At 64.0% G+C, this 26,354-nt stretch carries 21 protein-coding genes; 11 read left to right on the forward strand and 10 right to left on the reverse strand.

Annotated features, from left to right (window positions below):
* Together FCU40_RS06870 and FCU40_RS23510 are read left to right on the forward strand one after the other, a co-directional pair.
* The coding region (locus FCU40_RS06870) for an ATP-binding protein (RefSeq protein ID WP_168073898.1) at positions 1-2,062 on the forward strand (2,062 nt) is incomplete at its 5' end.
* 144 nt (positions 2,063-2,206) lie between these two features.
* Positions 2,207-2,329 (forward strand): hypothetical protein, encoded by a 123-nt coding sequence (locus tag FCU40_RS23510; protein ID WP_275052043.1) that lies wholly within the window; start codon positions 2,207-2,209, stop codon positions 2,327-2,329.
* A gap of 79 nt (positions 2,330-2,408) precedes the next feature.
* Here FCU40_RS23510 and FCU40_RS06875 read toward each other — a convergent pair whose 3' ends face one another.
* The 4 genes from FCU40_RS06875 to FCU40_RS06890 form a co-directional block, all read right to left on the reverse strand.
* A complete protein-coding gene (locus FCU40_RS06875; RefSeq protein ID WP_168073899.1) occupies positions 2,409-3,668 on the reverse strand; it encodes an MFS transporter in 1,260 nt (419 codons plus the stop codon).
* Positions 3,669-3,762: 94 nt separating this feature from the next.
* Positions 3,763-6,033, reverse strand: a complete 2,271-nt coding sequence (locus tag FCU40_RS06880) for a TonB-dependent receptor (RefSeq protein WP_168073900.1) — start codon at positions 6,031-6,033, stop codon at positions 3,763-3,765.
* Positions 6,034-6,279: 246 nt separating this feature from the next.
* Positions 6,280-7,791: a serine hydrolase gene (locus tag FCU40_RS06885; RefSeq protein ID WP_168073901.1), complete on the reverse strand. Its 1,512-nt coding sequence runs from the start codon at positions 7,789-7,791 to the stop codon at positions 6,280-6,282.
* Between the two features lie 138 nt (positions 7,792-7,929).
* Positions 7,930-10,593, reverse strand: coding sequence for a sulfotransferase (locus FCU40_RS06890; RefSeq protein ID WP_168073902.1), 2,664 nt, complete (start codon positions 10,591-10,593; stop codon positions 7,930-7,932).
* Between FCU40_RS06890 and FCU40_RS06895 the strand changes: the two genes are divergently transcribed.
* Positions 10,583-11,080, forward strand: coding sequence for an aspartyl/asparaginyl beta-hydroxylase domain-containing protein (locus tag FCU40_RS06895; RefSeq protein ID WP_241693563.1), 498 nt, complete (start codon positions 10,583-10,585; stop codon positions 11,078-11,080). The two genes, FCU40_RS06890 and FCU40_RS06895, sit on opposite strands and share 11 nt — an antisense overlap.
* Before the next feature lie 11 nt (positions 11,081-11,091).
* Here FCU40_RS06895 and FCU40_RS06900 read toward each other — a convergent pair whose 3' ends face one another.
* Complete coding sequence (locus FCU40_RS06900; RefSeq protein WP_168073903.1) at positions 11,092-12,096, reverse strand: LysR family transcriptional regulator; 1,005 nt, start codon at positions 12,094-12,096, stop codon at positions 11,092-11,094.
* A gap of 3 nt (positions 12,097-12,099) precedes the next feature.
* Positions 12,100-13,080 carry a LysR family transcriptional regulator gene (locus FCU40_RS06905; RefSeq protein ID WP_168073904.1) on the reverse strand — a complete coding sequence of 327 codons (981 nt, stop codon included), beginning with the start codon at positions 13,078-13,080 and terminating at the stop codon, positions 12,100-12,102.
* Between the two features lie 151 nt (positions 13,081-13,231).
* Between FCU40_RS06905 and FCU40_RS06910 the strand changes: the two genes are divergently transcribed.
* The 8 genes from FCU40_RS06910 to FCU40_RS06945 all read left to right on the forward strand — a co-directional run bounded on the left by FCU40_RS06910 (position 13,232) and on the right by FCU40_RS06945 (position 23,929).
* Positions 13,232-13,402, forward strand: a complete 171-nt coding sequence (locus FCU40_RS06910) for a hypothetical protein (protein WP_168073897.1) — start codon at positions 13,232-13,234, stop codon at positions 13,400-13,402.
* Between the two features lie 75 nt (positions 13,403-13,477).
* Positions 13,478-14,533 carry a sensor histidine kinase gene (locus FCU40_RS06915; protein WP_168073906.1) on the forward strand — a complete coding sequence of 352 codons (1,056 nt, stop codon included), beginning with the start codon at positions 13,478-13,480 and terminating at the stop codon, positions 14,531-14,533.
* 501 nt (positions 14,534-15,034) lie between these two features.
* Positions 15,035-15,982 carry an AraC family transcriptional regulator gene (locus tag FCU40_RS06920; protein WP_168073908.1) on the forward strand — a complete coding sequence of 316 codons (948 nt, stop codon included), beginning with the start codon at positions 15,035-15,037 and terminating at the stop codon, positions 15,980-15,982.
* A 538-nt stretch (positions 15,983-16,520) separates the two neighbouring features.
* Positions 16,521-17,684 carry an AraC family transcriptional regulator gene (locus FCU40_RS06925; protein WP_168073910.1) on the forward strand — a complete coding sequence of 388 codons (1,164 nt, stop codon included), beginning with the start codon at positions 16,521-16,523 and terminating at the stop codon, positions 17,682-17,684.
* Positions 17,685-17,936: 252 nt separating this feature from the next.
* Positions 17,937-19,523 carry a globin-coupled sensor protein gene (locus FCU40_RS23515; protein WP_168073912.1) on the forward strand — a complete coding sequence of 529 codons (1,587 nt, stop codon included), beginning with the start codon at positions 17,937-17,939 and terminating at the stop codon, positions 19,521-19,523.
* 707 nt (positions 19,524-20,230) lie between these two features.
* A complete protein-coding gene (locus tag FCU40_RS06935; RefSeq protein WP_168073914.1) occupies positions 20,231-21,529 on the forward strand; it encodes a site-specific integrase in 1,299 nt (432 codons plus the stop codon).
* A 545-nt stretch (positions 21,530-22,074) separates the two neighbouring features.
* Positions 22,075-22,254, forward strand: coding sequence for a hypothetical protein (locus FCU40_RS06940; protein ID WP_168073916.1), 180 nt, complete (start codon positions 22,075-22,077; stop codon positions 22,252-22,254).
* A gap of 34 nt (positions 22,255-22,288) precedes the next feature.
* The gene (locus tag FCU40_RS06945) at positions 22,289-23,929 is read left to right on the forward strand and encodes a hypothetical protein (RefSeq protein ID WP_168073918.1); all 1,641 of its coding nucleotides are present in this window, start codon (positions 22,289-22,291) and stop codon (positions 23,927-23,929) included.
* Here the strand turns inward: FCU40_RS06945 and FCU40_RS06950 are convergent.
* Genes FCU40_RS06950 through FCU40_RS06965 form a run of 4 tightly spaced genes read right to left on the reverse strand, consistent with a single transcriptional unit; the run spans position 23,909 to position 26,326 of the window.
* Positions 23,909-24,832, reverse strand: a complete 924-nt coding sequence (locus tag FCU40_RS06950) for a ThiF family adenylyltransferase (RefSeq protein ID WP_168073920.1) — start codon at positions 24,830-24,832, stop codon at positions 23,909-23,911. The genes FCU40_RS06945 and FCU40_RS06950 overlap by 21 nt on opposite strands.
* Positions 24,829-25,335: a hypothetical protein gene (locus FCU40_RS06955; protein ID WP_168073922.1), complete on the reverse strand. Its 507-nt coding sequence runs from the start codon at positions 25,333-25,335 to the stop codon at positions 24,829-24,831. Before FCU40_RS06955 ends, FCU40_RS06950 begins: the two co-directional genes overlap by 4 nt.
* Positions 25,332-25,661, reverse strand: a complete 330-nt coding sequence (locus tag FCU40_RS06960) for a hypothetical protein (RefSeq protein ID WP_168073924.1) — start codon at positions 25,659-25,661, stop codon at positions 25,332-25,334. Before FCU40_RS06960 ends, FCU40_RS06955 begins: the two co-directional genes overlap by 4 nt.
* Positions 25,658-26,326 carry a multiubiquitin domain-containing protein gene (locus FCU40_RS06965; RefSeq protein ID WP_168073927.1) on the reverse strand — a complete coding sequence of 223 codons (669 nt, stop codon included), beginning with the start codon at positions 26,324-26,326 and terminating at the stop codon, positions 25,658-25,660. The genes FCU40_RS06960 and FCU40_RS06965 overlap by 4 nt, the downstream gene beginning before the upstream one ends.
* Positions 26,327-26,354 lie beyond the last annotated feature (28 nt).

The following is a 26,354-nucleotide window of genomic DNA, read 5'->3' on the forward strand; positions in this document are numbered from 1 at the left end:
CGCCAAGGCCCTGGGCGTCGCGTCCGACGTCCAAGCGGTGGTCGCCGCGCTGGGCGACGCTGATCCCAATCACGCTCAGAAGCTGGCCGCCCTGTTCGAGCGCGGCGAGGCCTGCGCCTTCGAGGCGCGCGGCCAGACGGCGTCCGTGTCGGTGGAAGGCCGCGCGTCCGGCGCCCTGGCCTGGCTGCGCCTGACGGCCGTCAGCGGCGGCGACTCCGGCCTGCCCTCGGCGGCCCGTTTCGCCGCGTTCGTCGACAGCGTGGTCGAGCCGTGCTGGATCGCCGACGCCGATGGTCAGGCCCTGTGGGGCAATGGCGCCTTCGTCCGCGCCGTGGGGGCGAGCGCCGCCTCCGGACCGGCCCTGTCCGGCAAGAGCTTCGACCGCGCCGCCGACGCCATGGTGGCCGAAGCCGCCAGCAAGGGCGAGCGACGCGAGGCGGTCCGCTGGATCAATCTGGAGGGCCGCCGCCGGGCCTTCCGCCTGTCGGCCCAGCCGCTGGACGGCGGCGGGGTCGGCGTGTTCTGCGCGGACATCACCGAGATCGAGGACGTCCGCGACGCCTTCAAGAAACATGTCGCGGCGCACGACGAGACCCTGAACCATATCGCCGAGGCCGTGGCGATCTTCAGCGCGACCCGGCGGCTGTCATTCCACAACACCGCCTTCGCCGAGCTCTGGGGTCTGGAGCCGGCCTGGCTGGCGGACCGTCCGACTCACGGCGAGATTCTCGACCGCCTGCGTCAACGTCGGCGCCTGCCCGAGACGATCGACTACGCCAGCTGGAAGGCCGCCGAACTGGCGCGCTACGAAGCCTTGGGGCCGCAGGCCGACGACCCCTGGCACCTGCCGGACGGTCGCACCCTCAAGGTCGTGCGCCAGCCGCACCCCCTGGGCGGGATGCTGCTGATCTATTCCGACATCACCGGCGAGCTGCGCCTGAAGGCCCAGTACAACGCCCTGATCCAGGTGCAGCAGGCCACGCTGGACAAGCTGAACGACGCCGTCGCCGTGTTCGGCTCGGACGGCCGCCTGCGCCTGCACAACGAGGCCTTCGAGACCTTCTGGAACGTCAGCGCCTTCGCCCTGGAGGCGGCCGGCGACTTCGAGGGGGTGGTCGAGCTTTGCGTGCCGCGCCTGCACGACCTGGCCTTCTGGCGCGAGCTCAAGGGTCGGGTGGCCGATCCCGATCCGCAGATGCGGGCGCCGACCTCGGGCGAGGTCCGCACCTCCGACGACCGCATCGTCGTCTATCAGAGCCGGCCGCTTCCGGACGGCGCGACCCTGATCGCCTTCGCCGACGTCACCGACACCCGCGACCTGCAGAGCGCGCTGGCCGATCGCTCCGCCGCCCTGGCCGAGGCCGAGCGGTTGAAGCGCGATTTCGTCGGCAACGTGTCCTACGAACTGCGCACGCCCCTGACGACGATCATCGGCTATTCGGAGCTGCTGGAGCGCGCCGACGGCATTTCCGAGCGCGGCCGCAACCACGTGGCCGCCGTGCGCGCCGCCGCGACCCAACTGGCCCGCTCGATCGACGACGTGCTGGACATGGCCCAGATCGACGCCGGCGAGATGGCGCTGGAAATCGAGGACATCCGTGTCTCGGACCTTCTGCTCAACGCCCAGGAACGCGCCCTGAAGGACGCTCAGCTGGGCGCGGTGACCCTGGCGGTCGAGTGCGAGGAGGATGTCGGCTTGATCCGCGGCGACGGCAAGCGGCTGGCCCAGACCCTCGATCACCTCGTGGAAAACGCTTTGCGCCAGACGCCGCCCGGCGGCCGCGTCACCCTGTCGGCCCGGCGGGCCTTGGGCGAGGTGCGGCTGGACGTCTCCGACACCGGCCGCGGCGTGCCTTTCCACGTCCAGGCCCACATCTTCGACCGCTTCGTCGGCCGCGATCGCGGCGGACCGGGCCTGGGCCTGGCCTTGGTCAAGGCCCTGGTCGAGCTGCACGGCGGCTGGGTGGCGCTGGAGAGCGAACCCGGCGCCGGCTCGACCTTCACCTGCCATCTGCCGGAGAGCCAGCAGCCCGGCGCGATGCAGCCCGAACTGGGCTTTTAGAGCGAAGGGGCCCGCTGAGGCGCCGGCGCTGTCGCCGTGGCGCGAGAGGCAACATTCGACCGCGCGCCGCCCAATCCGCTAGCCTGGGTTGGCGCGTTCACAGCGGCCGGCGGGCTTGTTGGCGTTCTCGTCCAGCCCATTCTGATGCGTCGGATCATCGACGGCGCGTGGGGCTTGCGGTTCAACTTCGATCCGTCGGCCATCACCTTGGGGCTGATCGGCATGATGCTGATCATGGTGTCGCGGTTGTGGGTTCAATCCGTATGAGATCGACGCGACGCCCGCTGAAAGACCCCGAAGCCGACTACTTCGAGGAACCGTACGAACCCGCTCTAAATATGGGACTCTAGGCCTCTTTGGTCGCGTCGCGCGCTTCCAAGAGCTCGGCGGGCAGGCGCTGGGCGAGCAGAGCGGCCAGGAGCGTCATGCCCGCGTTGAGGACGACCAGCGTCTCGAATCGCAGATGCACGTGATCGATCAAGGCCGAGCCTAGCCAGTCGGACCCGAACAGGAAAAAGTTGCGCACGGCCATGAAGACCGCGAAGCCCAGCGCCTCGCTTCCGCGTGGGGTCGCGCGCACGGCCGCATGGATGATGACGATTTCGCAGAGCGCGGCGGCGAAGCCATTGATCGTCTCGATGATGAGAGCGTGGGCGAAGCTGTCGTAGAGGCGATACAGCAGAATCCCGCCAGCGCCGAACGCCAGGCAGACCCTCATCAGCCGCCGCAAGGCGAAGCGATGGGCGGCGAATAGGCCGTAGACGGCGGCCGCGGCCACCCCGCCGACGCCGCCGCAGAATGTCAGATAGCCCTGGTGCGGCGTGTCCAGGCGCAGACTGTTCTGCTGCAGGTAGAACAACGCCGTCTGGAGGCCCGGCGCCAAATAGTAGAGCGTCGCGAGCAAGGCGACGCTCCACAGGCCGCGGGCTCTGATCAGGGCGCCCAGCCGGCGGGCGATTCCGTCGCGCAGGGGCGTCGCGCGTGGCGGTCGCGGCGGCTCGCGCATCAACCAGGCCAGGGGCGCGATCAGCAGGGCGACCGCGCCGCCCGCCAGGGCGGTCCAGCCTATCGATAACGCGCCGAGATAGCCGCCCGCCAGACCCGAGATCAGCCAGCTGGATTGGTAGCCGGCGTTGCGAAGCGAGGTCAGTTGACCCGGGCGATCCACCGCCTGGGCGATCTCGACCATGTAGCCGCCGATCGCGGTGCTGGCGATGACGATCGCCAGATTCAGGGCCATGCAGACGGCCAGTAGAGCGCCGTAGTCGTGGGCGGCCGGCGCCAAGGCCGCCCAGGCCGCCGCCGCGATCAGGCCGCCAAGCGCCAGATAGCTCGCGCGTCGACTGCCGAGCAGCGGATAGGTGTCCGACAAGGCGCCGATCAGCGGCTTGAGGTACCAGGGCGCGCCGATCCAGAAGAAGAAGGCGGCGGCGGCGCTGCGATCGCTCTCCAAGGTGTTCTTGAGCAGGTTCTGCAGCGGTATGCGGCCCAGAACATTGGGCTGCGCGAGGGTCGTGGCCCAAAAGCCGATGAAAACCACCAGCCGCGTGGCGCCGAGCGAACGTGCGCTGGTAACAGCGAAGGGAGCGGCCAGGCGCTTGAACATGCGCCAGTCTAACGCGATGCGCGGGCCGCGCATCCGCTGTTTGACGGCGGGGGGCGGCGGATCGGGAAGCGCGCTCCCGATCCGCCTGGCAGGCCTAGAACTTGGCCGTGATCTTCGCGTAGATCCGCCGCGGCTGGTTGACGAACCAGTCATAACCCACGGCGTTGGATAGTCGTGGCGCTATGTAGCGGTTGTTGGTCACGTTATTGGCGTACAGGTCGAATCTCCAGGCCCCCAGCTCGTAGAACAGCCGCAGATCAAGTTCCTTGTTGTCGTTGATCAGGCTGGAGAGATCCGCGCCATTGTTGAGCTTGTAGGGCGCCCGCTTCTTGTAGATATAGCCGCCGCCGAAGCCAAAGCCCTTCAGGGGACCGTCCAGCAACTTGTAGGACGAGAATACCGATAGGCCGAGCGGCACTCCGAAGGGCGACTTCAGACCCTTGAGCGGCCCGGCGGTGTATTCGTTCTTTGTTGAAGAGGCCGAGGCGGTCAGGTCCCAGCCTGGCGCCAGCTTGCCTTGCCATTCCGCCTCGATCCCCCGCGCGCGCTGGGCGCCGGTGGACATCGAATACCGTGAGTGGTCCGGGTCCTGCTGGAAGGAGTTGGTGATCGAGGTCTCGAACACGTCGAGCGTCCAGTTGACCAGCTTGTTGGCGGACTGGCCCTTGACGCCGGCCTCCTTGGTCTCGCCCTTTTGCGGGCCCAGGAAAATGCCCGCGCCCGTCGGCGCGGCCGGATCATAGCCGTAGCGGTTCGCCGCCTCGAAGGTAGTGCCATAGCTCAGGTAGGCATGAAGACCGTCCCTGAGGGCGTAGTTGGCGCCCAGCTGATAGGTCCATTTGCTCTGGTCGGGGCGCGGGGTGGTCTTCGGCGCGTCGTCGACCGAACCCAGCGGCAGGCTGCAGCAGACCCGGCGCTGGCGCTGGGTGTCGTTGGACCAGCGCGCGCCCAGATTGAAGGTCAGTCGGTCGCTGGGGCGCAGGATGGCGCCGGTCTCGAACCCCGAATTGACCTCCTTGCGATTGTAGGCGACCGCGAAGCTGGCCGGGGCGTAGACCCCGCCGCTGGCGAAGCCCGAGACGCCGCCCGGATCGGGCAGCACCGACCAGTTGCCCTTGTAGATGTTGAAGCCGCTTGTCGCGCCGTCCCAATAGCGACCCAGGTAGGGGCTCACACCCAGCACGGACTCGGTATAGTCGGCGCCGAAGAACAGCGTCTGCTTGTGGCCGAACGCCTCGACGTCGCCAAACAGATTGACCTCGCCCGCCCACTGGTGGTCGCGCTCGGTGTCGAAATAGAGATAGACGTTGGTCGGCTGCGTCTTGTCGGTGGGCAGGGCGCTGAACGCGCCGACCCACAGGTACTTGTTGTCGTAATTGGCTTCGTTGTGCTCGGCCGCGATGCTCAGCCGCCAGTCGTTGTCGAAGCGGTGCTCGTACTTGAGCGAAGTGTCCAGCCAATGGCCCGCGTGCTTGGACCAGGGGGGCTGCAGGAAGCCGAGCTTCTTATAGGAAAGGTCGGGTACGGAATAGTTTGCCCCGTTGGCGGCGCCGCCCGGGCCGCTGGCGTTGAAGGCCAGCGGAATGCCAAAGCCCGCGCCGTCGTTGAGGTGGGTGTAGTTGAGCAGCCAGGTCAGGGTGTCCTTGTCGCTGATCTCGAACTTCAGGCTGGGGGCGATGGTTTCGTGCTTGCGCTTGAAGGTCTCGAAGCTGGCGCCTTCGTTGACGGCCGAGACCACCAGGCGGCCGTACAGGCGCTGATCGGCGGTCAAGGAACCGTAGACGTCGGCCTGTCCCTCGACGTGGTCGAACTGACCAAACGAAAGGGAGGCCGAGCCGCCGAAATCCTTCTTGGGTTGCTTGGAATTGACCAGCAGCGTGCCCGAGACGAAGCTTTGGCCATAGACGCTGGAGGACGCGCCCTTCAGAACATCGACGCTCTCGTAGGGCGAAAGATCGGCCGGCATTTCGCAGTTCGAGCGGAAGCCATTGATCTTGATGGGGAAGTTGCCGCAGGTATTGACCCCGCCAAAGCCGCGGAAATAGTTCTGGGTGACGTAGCCGCTGCCAATCGGCGTCGTGTACTGGCCGGAGTCCAGCTTTCCCAGGTCCGACAGGTTGTTGATGCCCGCGAACGACAGCTCGTCGGCGCTGAAGACCTTGATGCTCTGGGAGGTGTCGATGATGGCCTGGGGGGTCTTCGAGACCGAGGTCACGGTGGTGTTGAACCGCGTGGCCGTCACCGTCACCGCGTCGACCGCGTTATTGGACGGACTAGAGCTGGCTGCCGGCGTGGGAGACGCCGAGGCCGGCGCCGTCTGGGCGTGAACGGCGGGCGCGATCAGGGCGCAAGTCGTGCCGAGCAATAGGTCTCGAAGTAACGCCCTTTTACGGATGCTGTTCCTTAGTGCAACCATCGCGGTAATCACCCCCGGGGTAAGACTTTTGGGCGCCAAATGTCCGCGAACAAAGCAATGGCCGCAGTTTGGCAATTCCATTCCGCGATCAACGGCATGGGGGCCGCAAGTTCATTCTCGGGCTGATGCATTCTTTGCATGGCGCGCCTTTTGGACCCGTGCTGAAACCATGTGAAAGTGGTCGAGCAATGCAAATCACGTCGCGGGCGCGACCGGCTTGGGCTTGGCATGGTCGGCCGGCGGCAGGGCGGTCAGGCGCGGGTGGGGCATGCTGAATTCGGTGAAGCCCGTGACCTTGCCCGAGGCGTCGCGCTCGAAACGCACCAGATCGGCCTTGCTGCCGTCCTCCCGCAGCCGTCGGAAGGTGTCCTTGCCCTCCGGCCGCAAGATGTCGAGGCTCTCGGCCGGATTGGCCGATGGCAAGCTCATGAGCGCCAGCCCCCCGCTCCAGGGCGCCACGGCGATTTCGGATATCCACGGCTGACCCGAATAGACCCCTGAATAGGCCTCGAGCTCCGCGTCCGGCAGGCTCGGACCGCTGGTCGGCGCGGCCTTGCGGCGATCAAGCAGATCGAAGATCGCGCCGCTGTGGCCCCAGGCGTCGCCCATCCCCGCCATCATCACGACCACGGCGGTCTCGGTGGCCGGACGAAGACTCAGATTGGTCTTGTAGCCCGGACAGGCGCCGTCATGGCCCACATAGGTCGCCTCGCCCTTCTTCCAGACGTGAAAGCCCAGCCCCCAGCTGTCCTTCCAGTTGGGATCCAGGAACTGCACGCGTTGCATCTCGCGCAGGGTCGAGGCCTTCAGCACCTCCGTCTTTCCGGTGCGCAGCAGGCGAAACTGCCAGCGGGCGAAGCGGCTCAGATCCTCGGCCGACGAAACGAGCCCGGCGGCGGGCAGGACGCCGCGCGTGTCGAAGGGCGGCAGCGGCTTGATCTGGCCCTGGCGGTCGGGCGAGCCCCAGCCGACGGCCAGCCGCTGTCCGTAGAGCGCCATGGGCAGGCCGACATAGGTGTCCTTGAGGCCCAGCGGCGCCAGCACATTGGCTTTTACATAGTCGGCATAGGGCTGGCCGCTGACGGCGGCCACCGTGTCGCCCACCAGCGTCAAGCCGACATTGCTGTACTGGAAGTAGCGCGACGCGGGCCAAAGGGGCTGTTGCTTGGCCAGGCCGGTCTTGACCTCCTCCTCCGTCGGGAAGGTGAAGTCCGGACCGGACCAGTAGGGTTTGTCGAAGTCGCGAGGCAGGCCCGCCGAATGGGTCAGCGCCCCGCGCAGGGTGATCGGCACGCTGTCTTCGTCCAGCGGCTTGAGCTTGGCCCAGGGCAGGTAACTGGTCAGCGGCTCGTCAAGCCTGACCTTGCCGGCCTCCCACTGCTGCATCAAGGCCACCGATGTGAAGAGTTTGGAGATCGAACAGATCGAATACAGCGTATCGCTGGCGGCGGGCGTCTTGCGCGCGGCGTCGACGGTCCCGTAGCCGGCGGCGAAGACCATGTCGTCGCCCTGGGTGATCGTCGCCGACATCGCCGGAATACGGTGAAAGGCGCGTTCGCTTTCAAGCCAGACATCGACGACGCGCAAGACGTCGGCCGGGAGCGAAGTCTTGGTCGCCTCGGCGGGCTCCCGAGCCCAGGCCGCTAGTCCGGGCCACGCGGCCTGGGCCAGGATGGTCAACGCGGCCGCCGCGGTCCTCAACTTCATGCCCGATCCTCTGTTCGTTTCGCGGGAGCCGCCGATGAGCGGTCCCTGGCGAAGCTCACGATTAGGGCGGCGCCAAAATCGAAGGCAAAGCCTTTCAGGGCGTCATGCAATCTTTGCATAGGGCGTGGCGGGCGCCGCCTAGCCGAGCGCGCGAAGACGATTCCACACCGCTTCGATCCCCGGCAGGACGGACTCGATTTCGCGGGCGTTGGCGCGCCACTTGTCCGCCGCCGGAGCGGTTTGGGTATAGCGCGAGGCGGGCAGGGGCCGGCGCAGATGGGCGGCCAGGGACTCGTCCAGCGGCAGTCGCGCGAAGTCCATTAGACGCGAGACGGTTCCCAGCGGATCGGCCAACAGGTCGGCGTAGTTGACGCTGGTCCAGCGGTCGCGATCCAGGCCCTCGAGGTCGTCCAGGGCGATGGTGTTGGTCGAGCGCCATTGGAAGGCCGCGATCTCCTCCAGCCGCTGGCCCGCCATCGTCTCGTGGGCGGGCGGGAGCAGCAGCGACCAGGGATCTTGGAAGCCGTCGAGGCCGCGATAGGTGACGAAGCGTCCGGAGCGCCAGGCCTCCATGATGCTGCTGATGTTCTCGCGCGGATCGCGCCACAGGAAGATGAAGCGAGCCTGTGGAAAGAGCGCGTTGAAGAACGGAATGCGCAACGCGTTCTTCGGCGTCTTTTCCAGGAAGACCTCTCCGCCATCGCCCCGGGTTCGCGCGCCCGTCGCGTCGACCAGCCGCGCGGCGATCTGCTCGACCATGTGACGTCGGACCGTGGCGCTGGCGTGCCGAGCCGTCAGCCGGTTGGACGTGACGTCCGGCGCGCCGGGACGCAGGCTTGGCAAGCTCTCGACCAGCCAGTGCGCTTCGCCGCCCACCGTGCACAGGCCTTGGCTCTTGGTCAGGGTCTCGAACAGCAGCGTGCTGCCCGAACGGGGCGCGGCGACGATGAACAGCGGTCGCTCCAGGGCCGAGGGCGTCTTCGAGCCCGCCGCGCGCGCGGGTTCGCGCGAGGCCGGGGCGGGCGGGTCTCGGTCCTCGCTCCCCAACAGCTCAAGCAGCGGGGTCATATGGCGCTCATAGCGCCGCCAGCGGCCGATCGAGGTCTGATAGAGCGGCTGGCGCACCTGCCAGCGGCTGGGGGTCTGGACGGTGCGTTCGGTCTCCTGAAACGCCAGGCAAGCGGGATCCCAATCGAGTCCGCAATAGGTCAGCAGGTCGCGGATGACCGGTTCGGGATCGGCGACCAGCGCCTCGTAGCGCAACTCGTGGATCGGCATGGGTAGCACCGCCCGCCAGTGATCCATCAGCCGCTCGTGCTCCAGGAAATACCGGCCGAAATCGTCGAACCGGGTGGTGAAGTCATGGTCGAGCTCGAACAGTTCGACAAAGCACGACAGGGCCACGTCTCGCGGGTCTCGGCGGCAATGGATGATGCGCGCCTTGGGAAAGAGCTTGGCGATCAGCCCCAGATGCAGCGAGTTCAGCGGCATCTTGTCCGTCACGCGCGATGGCGCGGGACCCGCCAGTCGGTCGAGTTCGGCCAGATAGTCGCCGGCGAGTTCGGCCAAGCCGTCCAGGTCGGTGAGATCCTCGGGATAGTCGGGCGCCAGCATCTTCACCAGACGTGGAATGTCAGGCAGCTCGCCGGCCCCGAACACCTGGGGATGGCTGGCCAGGATCTGCTCGGTCAGGGTCGTGCCCGAGCGCGGCAGGCCGACGATGAACACCGGCCTTTCGGAGTCGCTGAGCGGCGCGGCTTCGGAAAAGGTCGCCGCGGTGAAGGCGGCCTTGAGGCGGGCCATCTGATGAACCACGGCGTCGAAGTCGAAGGCTGGGCGCGTGCGCGAGAAGGTCGCCTTGGCGCCGCTGAAGTGGTGGAAGGCCCGTTCGTGGTCGCCGGATCGCTCGTAATGCTTGCCCAGGCCGCGGTGCAGCTTGATGCGATCCTCGTCGCGCCCGCCTGGCGTCTTCAAGAGGTCCTCGGCCTGGCGCACCATCGCCGCGTCGGGAACGTAGTCGCGCACGCCAAGCACATTGGCCAGGGAAGGGGCGTGGCGCGGGTCTAGGCGCCGCACGGTCAGGTATTGCTCGATGGCCTCGGCGAACTGGCCGCGCTGCTCGAGCAGCAGAGCCAGATTGTGGCGGGCCGGGACGTGCGCCGGATCCAGGGCGATGGCCCGGCGGAACAGGGCGACGGCCTCGTCGAAGGCGTGATCCTCATTCAGGGCCTGGGCGAGATTATAGGCCGCCGCGGCCGAGTCTGGCCGTAGCTCGAGCGCGCGGCGATAGAGGGCGATCGCCTGCTGAAGGTCCCGCGTCAGCGTGACGTTGGCCAGGTTGTTGAGCGTGTCGGCGTGGTCGGGGGCGATGGCCAGGGCCCGTTCGAAAAGCTCGGCGGCCGCGCGCTTGTCGTTAAGCCGCGCATGGATCTGGCCCAGATGGTTGTAGGCGCGCGGATCGGTGGGGTCGCTCGCGATCGCGCGTTCCAGAAGCTCCACGGCTTGGCGCGAGTTGCCCGTTTGCTGGGCGATCAGGCCCATATAATGAAGGGCTCGCGCATGATCCGGCGTTCTGGCCAGCACCGCGCGATATACGCTGGCCGCGTGGGCGAGATCGCCGCGCTTGTGTCGATCGAAGGCCTGCTCGACCTGGCGATCGATCTCCGAGGGCGAGTACGTTGCGGTCTCAGGGTTCACGGCGAAGGTCACGAGCGAGGTTGAAAATGCGTGGGGCGTGGCGATGATCGCGAGCGAGCCGACCGTTCCATTGGGCAGGTTCGATTGCTCGGCCTTGACGCGCAAGGTGTTGGCGCTGGACGAGGCCGCTTGGCTGGCCGACGCGCGCCGCCAGAACGACTATGATGTCCACGCCCAGACCCAGTCCATCATCCTGACCTTCTGCGAAGGCTGGCCCGACGTTCGGATCTTTCGCGCCGCCGGCTGGGATCTCCTGGCCGAGGAGGCCCAGGATCTGATGGACCGCGTGATCGCCAAGCGCTACCCGCCGGGCGGCACGGTGCTGCGAGCCATAATGGCGCGCCTGCCGGCGGGCTGCCGCATCGCCCGCCACACCGACGGCCATCCGTCGTTCGCCGCGGCCCATCGCATCCACGTGCCGCTCGTGACCAATCCGGATGTCGAGTTCATTGTTGGCTCCGAGCGCATCCCGCCCAGGGCTCAATATGCGTTCGAGCTGAACAATCTGATGGCGCATAGCGTCGCCAACCGCGGCGACGCCGCCCGCATTCACTTCATCTTCGACTATGCGCCGTCTCTGAAAGCGGTCTGACGGGCGCGTCATCAGCTGAGGTGTTTCCAGCGGGTGGGCTCGTTGGCGGCTGGCAGGCATCGAAGAGCCGCGCCCCCGACGCGAGCGGTCGCCCCGCCCCGCCCCCCTGGCGACAGCAGCGACCAAAGTTCGGCCACCGCGGTCGATGTCGACCGGCGGTCGCGATGGGCGATGATCTTGAGATCCGCGCTCCAGCCTTCGATCTCGACCCGGCGCAGCGCGCCGCGCGGGGCCTCGTTGGCGACGCCGATCGGCAGCCAGGCCACGCCATGGCCGGCCATGGCCATGGCGCGCAACACGGCGGTGGACTCCGCCTCGAAGATCACCGGGCCGCGTGGGCGGGTCGGGGCGGCGTCCAGAAGAGCCTCGACGACCCGGGCGAAGGTGGAGGTCGGCGTGTAGGCCAGCAGCGGGACCGCGCGGCCTGACCGCTCCAGCCGTTCGGTGACCCAAGGGGCGGCGTAGGGAGCCAGGACTTCCTCCCCGATCTCGACACGCTCGTACTGGTCCTCCGGCAGGGTCACGCCGACAATCGCCGACTGGTAGGCGATAAGGATGTCAATGTCGGCGGTCATCAAGGCCGCGACGATGTCGTTGACGTCGCCGCTCACGATGTTCCAAGCGACGTCCGGGCCCACCGCGCGCTGCCAGGCGCCCCACCAAGCCGGCAGGCGCCCGGTGGCGAGGGAGTGAGGAAGAGCCAGGCTCAACTCGCGCCGCGGCCCGCTTGTCGGATCGTTCGACTGGGCGTCCGTGATCTGCTGAACGATCGCGGCGGCGCGCTGGCGGAAATTCTCGCCATCGGGAGTCAAGCGCAATGGGCAGGATGCGCGATCGATCAGCGACACCCCCAGCCACCATTCCAAGCCCCGAATGCGGCGGCTGAACGCCGCTTGGGAGATGTTGCGCAGGCGCGCGGCGCGGGTGAAGTTTCGGGTGTCGGCGACCGCCAGAAAGTCTTCCAGCCAACGCATGTCCATGGCGCCGACAAGGTCGCGTTGGGCTTCGGTTTCCATGCTTCAGAACGCCCTGGATCCCGCGACCGCCATCGCGGGCGCTCGGTTTTCCCGACCAGACCGCGATTGGCTCCACAGGCGATCGAGCAACGGAATCCGGGCCTGGCGATCACGGTAGGCGACAATGTTGAGCCGGGCGCTCCACTCGCCGGCGTCCAGGCGCCTCAGGGCGCCTGGCGGCGCTTCGCGCGCCACGCATTCGGGCAGCCACGCCACGCCGTGGCCGGCCACCGCCATGGCGCGAAGCACCGCCGAAGTCTCGGCCTTGAAGACAACGCGGCCGGGCATCCGGTGCGGCGCGTTGGCGATGATGGTCTCGACGGCGCGCGCGAACGATGAAGGCCGCGCATACATCAGCAGCGGCGCGGGCTCGCCCCGCTGGCCCGAGAGAAGGCCCGGACCCGCGAGCGCGGGCGCGGCATAGGGCGCCAGGATGTCCTGGCCAATCGCGAGCTGTTCGTAGAGCTCGGCCGGCGGACACATGCCCGGCGTGTCGGGCTGATGGCAGACGACCAGATCCGCGTTGCCGGTCATCAAGGCCGCCAGGCAGTCGGAGGCGTTGCCGCTGATCACGCTGTAGAGGACATCGTCGCCCGCCTCGGCCGCCCAGTCGTTCCACCACTGGGGGAGGGCCCCCGAGGCCAGGGAGTAGACCAGCGCCGCCCGCACCGGCTTCCGGCGGACCGTCCCGGTCTCGCCGATGCTCAGCCGCGCCTCGCCGATCTGCCGCATGATCTCCATGGCGCGTTCGCGAAACCGCTGGCCGTCGCGGGTCAGCCGAATGGGCGTGGTGGTGCGATCGATGAGCTGCGTGCGCAGCCACGATTCCAGCGTCTTGATCCGACGACTGAAGGCGGCCTGCGAGACATTGCGCAATTGCGCCGCGCGCGTGAAATTGCCGGTTTCCGCGACGGTGAGAAAATCTTCCAGCCAACGAGCGTCCATGAAGGCGCAGACCCCATAGCGCGTTTCGAAAGACGACACGCGACCCGACTTCGCGATTTGCTGGCTTGGGGAGTCAAGTTTGACCAAGGCGGCGGCGGCGGCTTTTGGCCGGATGCCATCTTAATCGGCGGGCTCGTCCATGAACCTGCGCGCGGGTTGATCCATTCCGTTGCACAGGGCCCTTCGGGAAATGCGAGCGGCGGGCGTAGGGATCACCCCGCGCATCCGGCGCAATCGCATCCAGATCATGTTCGGCGGGCTGAAGGGCTGGCGACGCGTCGCCACCCAGTACGACCGCCGCTCGACCGTCTTCCCCGGCGCGCGACACTCAGCGCCGGTGAACCCCACAGGCCATAATTGATCGAGATCAATTATGGCCTGTGTTGTAAATAATATTTCAATTGATGAATTTATAAATTTAGTACATTTCTAAATAATGTTCTTAAATTCCGCGTTTTTGGTTGAAATTAATCTAAAAGGAATTTTCGAAATGGCAAGTGAACTCAATAATAGAATTATAAACATATGCGAATACGGTTCATTTGTTCATTTCTGGGTGGGTGGTCAGAATATGCCATTCAAAGTATTTGTGGATGGTGTTGAGGGGGGCGAGGTTGCTGATTTTTCGGAGGCGCTTACGGGCCTCCCTCTGGAGAGTCAGGCTGCATTGACGTCGTGCTTCGAGGAAGCCGCCAAGCACCGCTCCGCTACCGGGGTTGAATTCATCTACAGATCGGTGGCGGGCAAGGATCGCTGGTTCCTTGCCAGGTTTCTGCCGTTACGGCCCGAGCGCGTCCTGTGCGCCTTTATGGACATCAGCGCGCTCAGGGTGCGTGAAGAGCGCACCGGGCTTATTCTCCAAGAATTCGCGCATCGTATCAAAAATACGATGACAATGGTTCAGTCGATCGCCCGTCTAACGCTTAAGGTGGACAGTTGGGATGCTCACGCGCTGCAGGCCTTCCAGGCGCGACTGATCGCGTTGGCGGGCGCCCATGATCTTCTGCTCCGCAACGATTGGCAGGGAGCTTCTTTGGGCGATGTCGTCAGAGAAGCAATCGGACCTTTCATAAGGCAACCCTCTTCTATCCATGTGGAGGGAAAGCAAGTGATCATATCGGCCCGCTTAGCCAAGATCATGATCTTGGCTATTCATGAGCTATGCACGAACGCGGTAAAATATGGCGCGCTTAGCGCGCCAGACGGTGAGGTGAGCATTTCCTGGAGGATTCACGAAGAGCAGGGCGTAACCATGATGCGTCTTCTTTGGCGTGAAACGAAAGGTCCAGTCATTAAGGCGCCCCCCGCGCGTCGTGGATTTGGGGCGAGGATGATCGAGGAGGTGCTTGGGCGTCAGACCGGGGTGGCGAGCCGTTTAAACTTTGCGCCCGAGGGCTTATGGTTCGAGCTGGCGGCCCCGCTTGTCTCCCCAGAGGACGCCTTGCCTCAGGCGATATTCGATAAGTTGAATGATGTTGACCTGACGGCCTGAAACTCCTGCAGCAATGACTGGAGTCCGTTCCTGCCAAAGGGCGGCCCGATGAAGCGACCGCGCTTCACCGAGGCCCAAATTATCGGGATCCCGCGGGGGCGGGAAGCCAGCGTGAGGGTGGCGGCCCGGCGCCGCGGGCGCGGGCTGAGTTCGCCGATCTTCTGCAATCGGCGGGTCAGGTGCGACGGGCCGGAGGTGTCGGAGGCGAGGCGCTTGAAGGCGCCGCGGGACGATAGCGCCAGCTCAAGCGCATGTTCGCCGACGCCATGCTCGACAATGTCGCGCTAAACTGGAAGCCTGGAGGCGCGGTCACGTCCGCGCTCGGGTCTAGGCCGGATGGCGCGCCACGGGGACGGATAGCGCCGCGCGCCGGCCTTTTGCCGACCACTCGACGAGGTCTGAATCAACCCAAAATAGATATAGTTTAGATTGCGGTGAATGTGGCGATTATTCAATTTAATCGCTTTGGATGCGGGCGATGCATAAAATGTAGAGGTAATAATGTCAAGCAATGGTGTAAAAATTGAGTGTTATGGCGACACTGATATAGAGCATTTTGTTTCAGGTTTATACGCGCCGGTAAAGGTTGTAAGTCGGGACGTTGTCGGATCGTCTGGGATGCGGGGATCCGTGACGAGGGTGGGCGGTAGTCGTATAGAGTATCATGAAATATTTGGGAATTTCGATTTAGTTTCCAGGGACTCTTTGGACGACACCATCTTTCTTATGGTTTTACGCGGCGGTCTCGAATTAAGTTTTCAGAATTCTGATTTACATCTAGAGACGGAGATGGCGGCCATCTACCGAGATCCGCGGAGCGTGAGGATGCGGGAGGGTGGGCGCCAGCTGTCTCTGATTATCCCCACCGCCCAGTTGCAGGCGGGTGTTTATCGGCTGCTCGACGGCAAGGCCGGGCGTCCCTTGGAATTTTCCAAGGCCGCGCTTTCAGCTTCGGCTTTGAGTAGCTTTGCCTCGGCTCTTCTGGGCTTGGAAAGCTCGCCACTTGTTCATCTGGCGGAGGATGTGCCCGGCCGGCGCAACGGCCTTGAGGAATTGATCATAGACTCACTAATATCAAAATTCCCAAATAACAACTCAGATCTGCTTGAACATGTTCCACACATCTCGCCACGCCAAGTAAAAAAAGCTCTGGAACTGATACATGGATCCCCTCGCCGTCAGAAGAGCCCCTATGAGCTTGCTTCGGCCAGTGGTGTAAGTACACGAGCGCTGCAATATGCCTTCAGAAGGAGTACGGGAAGGACGATCTCGGAGTATCAGATATTATTGAGATTAAAATATGCTAGGGATGATATCCTGAGAGACAGATCAAATAGTATCGAAGCGATATCGTCATATTGGGGATTTAAATCTCCATCGCATTTTTCGCAGCTTTTTAAGAGGGCGTACGGCATCTCGCCCTCTGTCCTTCGCCAGAAGCATTTCTAGGCGGCGTGGACGGAGTGCGCGACCGCGGCCGTCTGGGGTGCGACAGGGATAAAGCCGACGACGCGCAAGCGGCGGTGTTGTCGTGCCCGGCAACGAGCGTCCAACGCCGGAACTGGCGGCGGACCCGCGCCAGATCGACGCGCGATAGCGAGCCGCTTTCCGCCCCCGACATCGCCGGACGCGTTAGTCTGGTGCGGGACCGTCCCCGCTTCGCTCCGCCCCGATAGCGAGGGGGACTCCACAGGCGACGAGCATCGAACCTCGGCGGCCAGCCCAGGCTGCTCGCCCGTCGTGGCGATGCAAGACTGTCGTGCTGACGCACATTTCGCCTTCCCTCGCGCCAATAAGGACTATGCGAGGGTTAGTCGCCATTCCAGATGCTCGCGATAGTGGGGATCAGGTTCGCTAGCCGCGGCCTGGCCGGTGAATGAGCCGCGCGGGCCGCTTTCCCGCGAGCGTCTGGCCGCTCCGGAACGCCAAGAGCCGCCGCGTCCCCGTATCGGACCGAGGAGGTCGTCAGACGTTGACTTGGACACACATGGCTCGAAACGCTCCAGATTCTTTTACCTCTATCGAGCGCAGCTACATAAAGGCTGGCGCATTTTGTGGCCTCGCGGAGTTGCTTGAGGCGGATCGAGGTGTTTTCGAGGCGACGTTCCAGGAGGTTGGTCTGAGTCTCGCGGCGCTGACCGAGCCGGATCAGTATGTCAGCGTTCAGTCATTTGGGGCCGCTTTGCAACGACTCGCCGTGCGGCTCGACAAGCCGTCACTGGGGCTGGAGTGGGCGGCGTGGAGCAGGCCTTACTTTCCCCAGTTGGGGCCGATGATGCTTGCCGGCGCCGACGCCGCTACGTTGAACGAATGGATTGACATTACCGCGCGTTATTGGCCGTGCCATACCAATGCCTATCGCACACGCCTTGTCTGGGGCTCGGGCCGCACCGAGGTCGCCTACCGGTTCGAGCCTAGCGCCCTGACGCTAGAGCGTCGCCAGTTCATCGAGCATTTGGCCGCCCTCACCAGTCTGGCCTTCGAAACGCTCACCGGGATCAGGGATAACAAGCACGTCATTGTGCGATTCCGCCATGCTCGCCCGGTCGATACGACCCCGCATGAATCGATCTTCAACTGTCCGATCGAATTTAACGCGCCGCGCAACGAAATCGTGCTGGCCAGCGCCCAACTCCAGCTGCCGATTGTTCTTACGCCGCAGTGGAAAAAAAATTGCGCCATGCGGCGCATCACCGAGCGTATCGCCGAGTCCGCTGAAGTCCACAGCGATACCGTTAGCGCCCGCGTCGCTGTCGGCATTCAAGCAATGCTCGGCGTTGGATTTGTCAACCTTCAACGCCTCGCCGAGTGCATGAACTTTAGCGCCAAGACGCTTCAGAGAAGGCTTGCCGAGGAGGGCGCGTCCTATGGCGAGATCCTTGATGAGGTCCGTCGCGCCAAAGCCCTACGCCTTTTGGCGGAGACGGAGCTTTCGATGTGTCAGATCAGCTCTCAACTCGACTACTCCTCCGCGCCCGCGTTCAATGCGGCGTTCAGGCGCTGGGCCAACATGCCGCCACGCGCCTTTCGCCAATCAAGCAAGTGCGCCAATGGCGGCAAGTCACCGATTGGGCCGAGCCTCGCCCAGCCTTTGGCGGCGCAGATTGCGGAGTATGTGTCTCCAAAAATGAAGAATATTGTCTCAAAATAATAAAATGTAGGTACGGCTATATTAATTGGCATTATGGGTAACGGATGATGCATATTTTATGACAACGCCATTGTTGTCAGATTTGGGCGCGCCAACCTTCTCGCGAAATCCGAATCTCTAGGATTTTGGGCGTCGGGGTCGAGGGGGACGGAAGGGCGGCGGCGATTTCGCCGGCTGGGCGCGCCAAATCTCGCGTTTCTGGCCTGGCGCCTTCACGCGCTCGAGGCGTGCCACCGCCCGTCAGTCGCGGGCTTGGCCGAGCAAGGACATGAAAATATGGATGAACGGAGTCCGCAGGCTTCAGCCGAAATTGACCAGATCGAGGCCATTCGGCGTCGGCTTGAATTCATGCTCCTCACGCCGCAAGATCAAGCCGCTATCCGGACGCTGAAGGGTCTTATCGATCGAGAATTGCCGGTGGCGCTCGATCGCTTTTATGTTGAAGTGCGGCGTCACTCCGAAACCCGCCGCTTTTTTCAGTCCGACGAGCACATGGATGCGGCCAAAGCGGCGCAGACAGGCCATTGGATCAACATATCGAATGGCGACTTCACGGGGAGCTATGGCGAAAAGGTCCGTAAGATCGGTAGCGTGCATGCCCGCATCGGCCTAGAGCCAAGATGGTATATCGGTGGCTATGCGATTGTTCTCGACCATTTGATTAGAACAGCAATTTCCGAGAATTTCCCTACTGGCGGTTGGCTATCTAGCAAGCCTCAAATGACGCCGGCCGAATTTGGCCGTGCGCTTGGCAGTCTTGCCAAGGCTGTGCTTTTAGACATGGATCTAGCGATCTCGGTTTACCTTGAAGAGGCCGAAAAGGCCAAGCAAATCGTCCAGGCCGAGGCAATAGCGAAAGAACAAAACTCCGTTTGTGAAAGTTTTGGTTCGGTGATAAAGCGTATTGCTGAGCAAGACTTGACTTCTCGCGTTAGGGTGGACGTGCCGGAATCCTATCATGGATTGCGCGATGATCTTAATTCCGCGGTTGTAACATTGAGAGACGCCCTTGATGAAGTTGGGCGCAGCGCATCGTCGATCAATATCTCGGCCAGCGAGATACGCAACGCCGCGGATGATTTGTCTCAACGCACCGAGCAGCAAGCCGCCTCGGTTGAGGAGACCGCCGCCGCGCTCGAAGAAATCACGACAACGGTACGGGAGACGGCCAAACGCGCCGAGGCCGCGGGCTTGGTCGTCGAGCGCTCTCGGCAGAGCGCTGAACAGTCCGAGGCGGTCATGCGGAAATCGATCAACATGATGTCGGAGATCGAACGCTCATCGCGTCAGATTGGCAACATCAACGACACGATGGATGAGATCGCTTTTCAGACCAATCTGCTAGCGCTGAACGCCGGGGTGGAAGCGGCGCGCGCCGGTGAAGCAGGCAAGGGCTTCGCCGTGGTCGCCCAAGAGGTGCGCGTGCTCGCGCAACGAGCGTCCGAGGCCGCCAAGGAAATCCGCGGACTTATCACTGCCTCGGACCGGCAAGTTCAGGAGGGTGTCGCGCTGGTCGGCGAAGCAGGCATCGCCCTGCAAAACATTATCGCCGATGTACAGGAGATCGATCTACACGTCTCCGCCATTGTCGACGCCGCTCGCGAACAGTCACTGGGCCTTCAGTCCGTTAACAGCGCCCTCTCGATGATTGATCAAAATACTCAACAGAACGCGGCGATGTTTGAGCAGTCCTCCGCAGCAAGCCAAAATCTCGCTATGGAGACCAATCAACTCGATCGTCTCTTGAGCAGGTTCAAGCTGGGTGGGCAAAGCCGCCCACAGGTCACCGCGGAGAGCGAAACGCGCCTAGGGGCCCCCGTCAGGCTGCGCGCGATATGATCGAGCGGACGTCCGCCGCCAGCGCCAATGCGACAGCTTGGGGGCGCTAGAAGAAGGTTTTGGTCTCGTCGAAGTATCGCAGGAACGAAGATGAGACCAAAACCTTGCCGCGAAGGCGCCGCCCCGTCGGCGGGCGGTGAAGGATAAGGTCCTCGACGAGCGCGAGGAATGAATCGAGCGCGGACGCTCGCACGCCGGCGAGCTACGCAAGCGCCCGAGCCGGGGCGGCGATTGAGACGCTTGGACCGATGATCACGTCCGAGAGCATCGAGCGCATGGCCAGCGCCACCCGTGATGCTCTACGCGACCCCGAAGGGAAGTATCGCCGCGGCCAGGTGCGCGCGGTCGTTCAGCGTCGGGGCGCTCTCGACGACGGAGATCAAGGTCATGGGGGAAGGACCGAACGTCTCAGAACCATGGCCGCCTCGGCGGGCCATCACTCGGTTCTTAAGGAAGTTCGCGGTTCTAAACCGAAATGGCGCACCCGACACGATTCGAACGTGTGACCTTTGCCTTCGGAGTGGATTTTGGAGCTTTTCGCCACCATTCTCCAGGGCCGCTAGACGCCCTATATCGCATTGAATATGCTGGACAAAATGGCGATTTAGGCACACCATTTTCTCGCTATCACACGCCACGATTTCCGGAAGCATGCTGCCGCTGGGCTTCCGGATTTTCGAAGGCAAAGGTCAGCGAGGAGAGTAGAGGTGAGGCTGTCCATCCGAACCGTCGAGGGCCTGGAGCCAAGCGACACCGACTACTTTGTCTGGGATGACGAACTGCCGGGCTTTGGGGTCCGCGTGTACGCCTCGGGCCGCAAGACCTATCTCGTCCAGTACCGGTCGAGCCGGCGCACACGGCGCCTGACGCTCGGCATCCACGGCGCCCTTACGCCCGAGATGGCGAGGCGCGAGGCCAAGATTCATCTGGGTGACATCGCTAAGGGCGGTGACCCGGCCGAGGAGAAGAAGACCAACCGTAACGGCATGACCGTCCGCGAGCTCTGCGAACGCTATATGGAGGACGCCGAGATCGGCCTGGTCCCTGGCAAGCGGCGGATGCCGAAGAAGCCATCCACCCTCCAAGCTGATCGCAGCCGCATCAGCTCCCATATCGCGCCGTTGCTCGGCACGCGCCTGGTCAAAGAGGTCACGCGGGCCGACATCCATCAGTTTATGCGCGACGTCGCTCTTGGAAAGGCGCGCCGCGATCGCAAGACCAAGCTGAGGGGGCGTTCGATCGTGCGCGGCGGCCTAGGCACAGCCGGGCGAACCTTGGGACTGCTCGGCGGCATCTTCACCTACGCTCAGCGGATCGGGGTGATCGAGAACAATCCCGTCCGGGGCATCCCCAAACCGGCGGTGAACAGCCGCTATCGCCGCCTCAGCGCAGCCGAGTACCGGACCCTGGGTGAAACGCTGCGCGAGGCAGAGGAAGAGGGGCACAACGAGAAGGCCCTGACGATCATCAAGTTGCTGGCGCTGACAGGATGTCGGCGGGGCGAAATCGAGAAGCTGCGTTGGGAAGAGGTTGACGAGGCCGGCCGCTGTTTCAGGCTGGCGGACACCAAGGAGGGGCGTTCAATCCGGCCTATCGGCCCCGAGGTCTTTGCCTTGCTCAACCATCGCCGGCCCGCCGACGCCAGGGGTTACGTCTTTGAGGGCGACGTCGCCGGCAAGGCCTTTGACGGCGTGACGAAGGTGTGGGGCAAGACGATCCGCAAGCAGCTGATGGATGTGACGCCCCACGTGTTGAGGCACAGCTTCGCCAGCATGGCCAACGATCTCGGCTTTACCGAAGCGACGATCGCCGCGCTCCTTGGCCACGCCGCCGGCACCACGACCAGCCGCTACGTCCATAACCTCGACACCGCCTTGATTTCGGCGGCGGAGAAGGTCTCAGGGCATATCGCCGGTCTGCTGTTCCATGCCGACGAGCAGCAAGGTCTCAAGTCGCTGTTTGAAAAGTTCGGTGAAGCGACAGGGTCGTGGGGCAAGGCCGCTTAGGCCCTGGACGGCCTGTTAGCACCCTGTGGATCGGGTCGTGCTTTCGGGCGCAAGGATATCGGGATATCGGGCGCAGGTCGTGTCGGGACATCAGGCGCAGAGATTGCACCTAAGTCCTTTAGTGGCATGGGAAAATTCGACGTCTAACTTAAGAGTCTAACTATCTAACTTGTTGGTAGAGGGCCAAACGCCTGCACCAGGAGTGGAGGGCAATTGCTCGCCAACGACCTGGTCGAGCCATTCGCGCGAAGACCAGGTTGTAAAACGGCGCGAGAGCGCAGAATTACTGCGCTGGGCCCTTGCGCGAGCAGCAAAGGTCGTTGTTTGAGCCAGAAAAATCCTAGCGCCTTGGGTCCCGGAAGGCCCTGCGGCCCAGTTCAAGAACGGGCACAAGCGCAGCCAACAGCCCAACATCGCCGAGCGGCAATTTTCCTTGACTCTCTATTTTTTCCTTGTTTTGACGATTCCTCTTTTGTACTCTCTCTGCACCGAAAAGTGCCTCTCCGTTTGCCCGGCGAGGCGCTTTTGATTCGCGGGGTTGAGCTATGGACAAGGGCATCAAAAAGCTCCCTGAGGACCAAGCTGGTCGCGTCGAACTCGTCGAGCAAAACGAAATCGAAAAATTTACGCTGCGTCCTTCGCCTCGTGCAGTTGAGGAGATCGCTCGACTGGAAGAGTCCGCGTTGATGGCGGAACAGCGTCTGGGTATGTTCCTCGTTGGTTGAGGATTCGCCTCGCCACTACTGAGCGAGGCAATCCTTGCAGGCTCCCACGCAATTGGGGGTGCTAGCGACCACAGACGATTGGTCCAAACTCAAGGACCTTATCGATCCCACCGAAGACGTCGCGGTCCTTCAAAGCCTCCTAGCAACCTTCGAAAATATCGGCGCCAAAGGCTTCCTCCTTGAGGAGGCCTACATCGATCGCGACTTCTCGGCTGCCTACTCCGCCTTTTATGCGTCGGTGTTCTACCCCTACCTCAAGTACTGTCGCAGGCTGCACTTCTTCACATCCGACATGACGGCGCTGGCCGAGTTGACCTCGGCCGAAGCTGTCGCGCGGGACCTCGAAGAGCGCAACGAGCAGTATCTCGGATTTATCGTGCTGCGGCCGGTCAAGCATGCACCCGTCGGCATCGCCGTGGCCTCCACTCGGGCCATGTCCTTCGAGCCCAGTTGGCAGATCGAGCTCCGCGCCAGCTACGTGGTCCACGTGCTGGGCGCCGAGCTCAAGGTCGAGGGCTTCCCGCTGACGCAACAGGACACGCGGGTGGGTGCCTGTGCCCAAGCGGTCATCTGGATGGCGGGGCGCCATTTCCACAAACGCCACGGCGGTCCCTGGTTCTCGATGCCCGAGATCAACGAGGCGGCGCTCAAGCCGACCGACGGCGTGATCTCGCGGTCGTTGCCCGCCGGCTCGGAGTTTCTGACCCCGGACAATATCGTGCGCGCTTTGCGCGCTATGGACCGGCACCCAGTCGTCTACGCCGCCTCGCAGGACGAAGCCCGTAACCTCGTCTGGGTGCGGCCTGTTCACCAGATCCTCAGTCGCTACCTGGACTCGGGCATCCCCGTGATCGTGGGCCTTCGTCCACGCGCCGCGGCTGCGGTCGGCCACGCCGTGGTGGCAACGGGCCGCGTCGTGCAGGCGACGCCGCCGGAAGATCTGCCGCAGGATCCCACCAGCGCCGAGATGACCACGCACGTGCTGGTTCATGACGACCAACGCGGAGTCCATCAGCGCTTGCCTGTCCGTGCCGCGGACCGGACCGGTGACTATCCCTGGACGCTTGAGGAGGACGCGGCCTACCTGATCGTACCGCTGCCGCCTAAGGTCTTCATGACCGCCGAGGTCGCTGAGACGTTGGCACGCGATTACGTCGATGCGATCGTCGGCAGGGCCGACGAATATCGCCAGCGGGCCCAGAAGCCCGACGAGCCGCCGCTAGGCCCTGCTGCCGAGGTCGATTCAGAGTTCACTCAGACCCAGCAGGCCCGCTTGATCGCCCGCACCTACCTTACCTATGGCTGGAAATATAAGCGGCGCGCCCTGCGCAACCGCCTGCCCGCCGCCTTCAAGTCGGAGCTGATGCATAAGCAGTTCCCCCGATATGTCTGGGTGACGGAGTTCGCGCTCCCTGGCGATGTGAAGGGCTTCAATGTCTGCGACCACAAGGTGCGGGCCCACGTGGTTGTCGACGCCACGGGCAGCCGCTTTTGGGACAGCGTTCTGGTCGTCCAGGTTCCCGGCCTAAGCATGTTCTGGGCCTTCAACCCGGCGAGCCCGCCCACCTCCCAGCGCCTCATCTGGCGAGCCACCGATGAAGCTCAACCTTTTCTGCCGAAGGTGCGGGGGTGGGCGGACTACGAGGTCTGCGATTTACCGATCAAGCCGGCCTAGACCGGTCAGGAACTTCCACATCCGCCGCAGCCAAGACGGGTCGACCAGCGCGGGTTGCGGCGTTTCGACTTCGTCTTGGGTATCCACCGGCGGGTCGATGAGCCGCAGGTCGATCAGCGGATCACCGACCTGGTCGCTCGGGTAATGGCGGCAGGTCTTGTCGGCCACGGCCCGGAAACGATTGCTGGTGCGCACGGTCTGAGCGTCGCCGTCATATTCCAGATAGGCTCCGATTTCGCCTTGGCTGGCGCGCCAGGGCGTCAAGAGCTTGACGACTAGGCCGACTGCCAGGGACGCCAGGACGCCGTTGGGCCAAACCACCTGTGGCTTGCCGCCGGCCGCGCCGTAACGGGCCGCCTCCTCGCGCAGTCGGGCATCGGTCAGATACCCGGTGCACCACATGCAGGGCCCTCCGGGCATCGACAGGATCGTTTGGCCTGAGACCGAGAACCCGGTGTCTAGCTCGTGGACGTCCATGCCCATATCGACATAAGGGATCATCAATCTGCGGCAGAAGGCTTCCAGCTCGCTGCGCTGCGTGTAGGAATCCACGCCGCCGATGATGATGTCGCAGGCAGCCAGCGCGTCGGCCGCCTCCTGCCAGGTCGTGGGGATCGCCTGATAGTCGGCCTCGGGGTTGAGGCCGAGGTACACACGCTTGGCAATCAGCACTTTCAGGCGACCCGCGGCCACGTCCTCGACCGTCGCGCCGACCAGGCGATTGAGGTTGGTGTCCTCAACGGTGTCGAAATCGACGGCCGTGATGTGATGAACGCCCAGGTGCGCCAGCTGCTGGTTGACGTGGGATCCGCCGCCGCCCAGGCCCACCAAGCCAATCTGGACCGACTTAAGCACCGCCTCGCTGTCGGGGCCCAAGAAGCTTTGACGATCATGGCGGTTCATTGGAAAGCTCCTAACAAGTTGAGCTTGGGCCCGACCGCCGTGAAGCGGTTGATGGCGACGGCGTCGCCCAGGCGGTCGGTCCAAATCTGGCCGGCTGCGCCGTCGCGGCTCAGGACGATCGCCCCATGCGCCCGCTGCGGGCCAACGTTGAAAAAGTTGGGCACGAACTTGGCGTTTTCCCGCAGATCGACGGCGCTGAACCCGGGCTGGCCGCGATGATCGTGCATGTGCACGTGCAGGGCGGCCGAGCGCGTCTGTAGCGCCTGCTGAAGCGCTTTGCGGATGGCCGCCGGACCCATCATCGCGCCGACAGTGGGATCATCCAGATAGTCCTCATCGGCGATCGGCTGATAGGTGTGGGCCAGGATGGCCAAGTCCGCGCCCACCTTGGCTAAGCCCGCGAAGATGAAGCCCACCCGTTCGTGGGCGAACGGGTGGGGGCGCTCAAGATCGGCGCGGATCGCGCCGACCAGAGCCGAGGTCATTTTCAGGTGAGTTTTCATGCCAGCGCCGCCAAGTGATTGGCCAGGATCGCGCTCCAGGCCTGGGCCGCGGACACATAGCGCCACGACCAAGTGTGCCAGTTGCGGGTGAAGAGGGTGTGGGTCGACCAATTCTGACCCTTGCCCTCGACCGGTTCCGACAAGAAGAGGCGGGTGTCGTAACCGCCGTGCTCGTGCGGGCAGAGCAGGGCGTCACGGTGGATCAGCTTGCCGTTGCTGCGGATCGGCAGCTTGGGCAGGAAGACGTTGATCCGATCGCCATTCCCGAGCGCTTGCGCGCTCGGGAACACCGCCTTCAGCTTTTCGAACTCTTCGCGCGGGTTCACGACGAGCCCCCCTGACGGACGTGGCTGACCAGCTTCAGCCCGCAGACGACGTTGACGATTTCGCCCGGCTCGAGCGGGCGCAGGCCGTCGTGCTCGTCGATGATGTCGAGCTCCCAGCTGTCCTCCACGCCCAGCAGCGACTTGAGCTGCTCGGTCGTGTACTCGCCCGCCAGGATTTCGCGCGGCTCGAAGTTGAACTCGATCGTCACGTAGACCGGCGCCTCGACCGTGTAGAGGTGCTCGACGCCCTTGCCGTCCAGCTGCACGGTGTCGTTCGGACCGAGCTGCAGGTCGGGCTCGTGCTTGCGCACCAGCCAGACCTGACGGTCGGCCGGGACCTGGGCGATTTCGCGCAGGTCGGCCACCGAGATGGTCGCGGCGCCCCAGGGGTAGCGGCGTTCGTCGAGCACCCAGTAATAGAGGCGATCGCCGCGGAACGCGTAGAAGGTTTCGATCGGCGGCTTGCGCAGATCGACCTCCTTGGCGAGGTTGATCTCCTCGAGCATGCCATTGTCGTCGCGCTGGAGGAGCATGTGCTCGTCCGCGGGGCGGAGGCCGGCGAGTTCGAGGATGTCGCGCCCCTTCACCAGGGGATCGTGGGTTTGGAACGACTTGTGATTGACGACAACGTCGAACCGCTTCGGATGATTGCCATCGGCGGGCATGTTGTTAGCTCCTTTCCGGCGGGGAGGC

Source organism: Caulobacter sp. SSI4214 (genome assembly GCF_012184455.1).
Taxonomy (GTDB): domain Bacteria; phylum Pseudomonadota; class Alphaproteobacteria; order Caulobacterales; family Caulobacteraceae; genus Caulobacter; species Caulobacter vibrioides_E.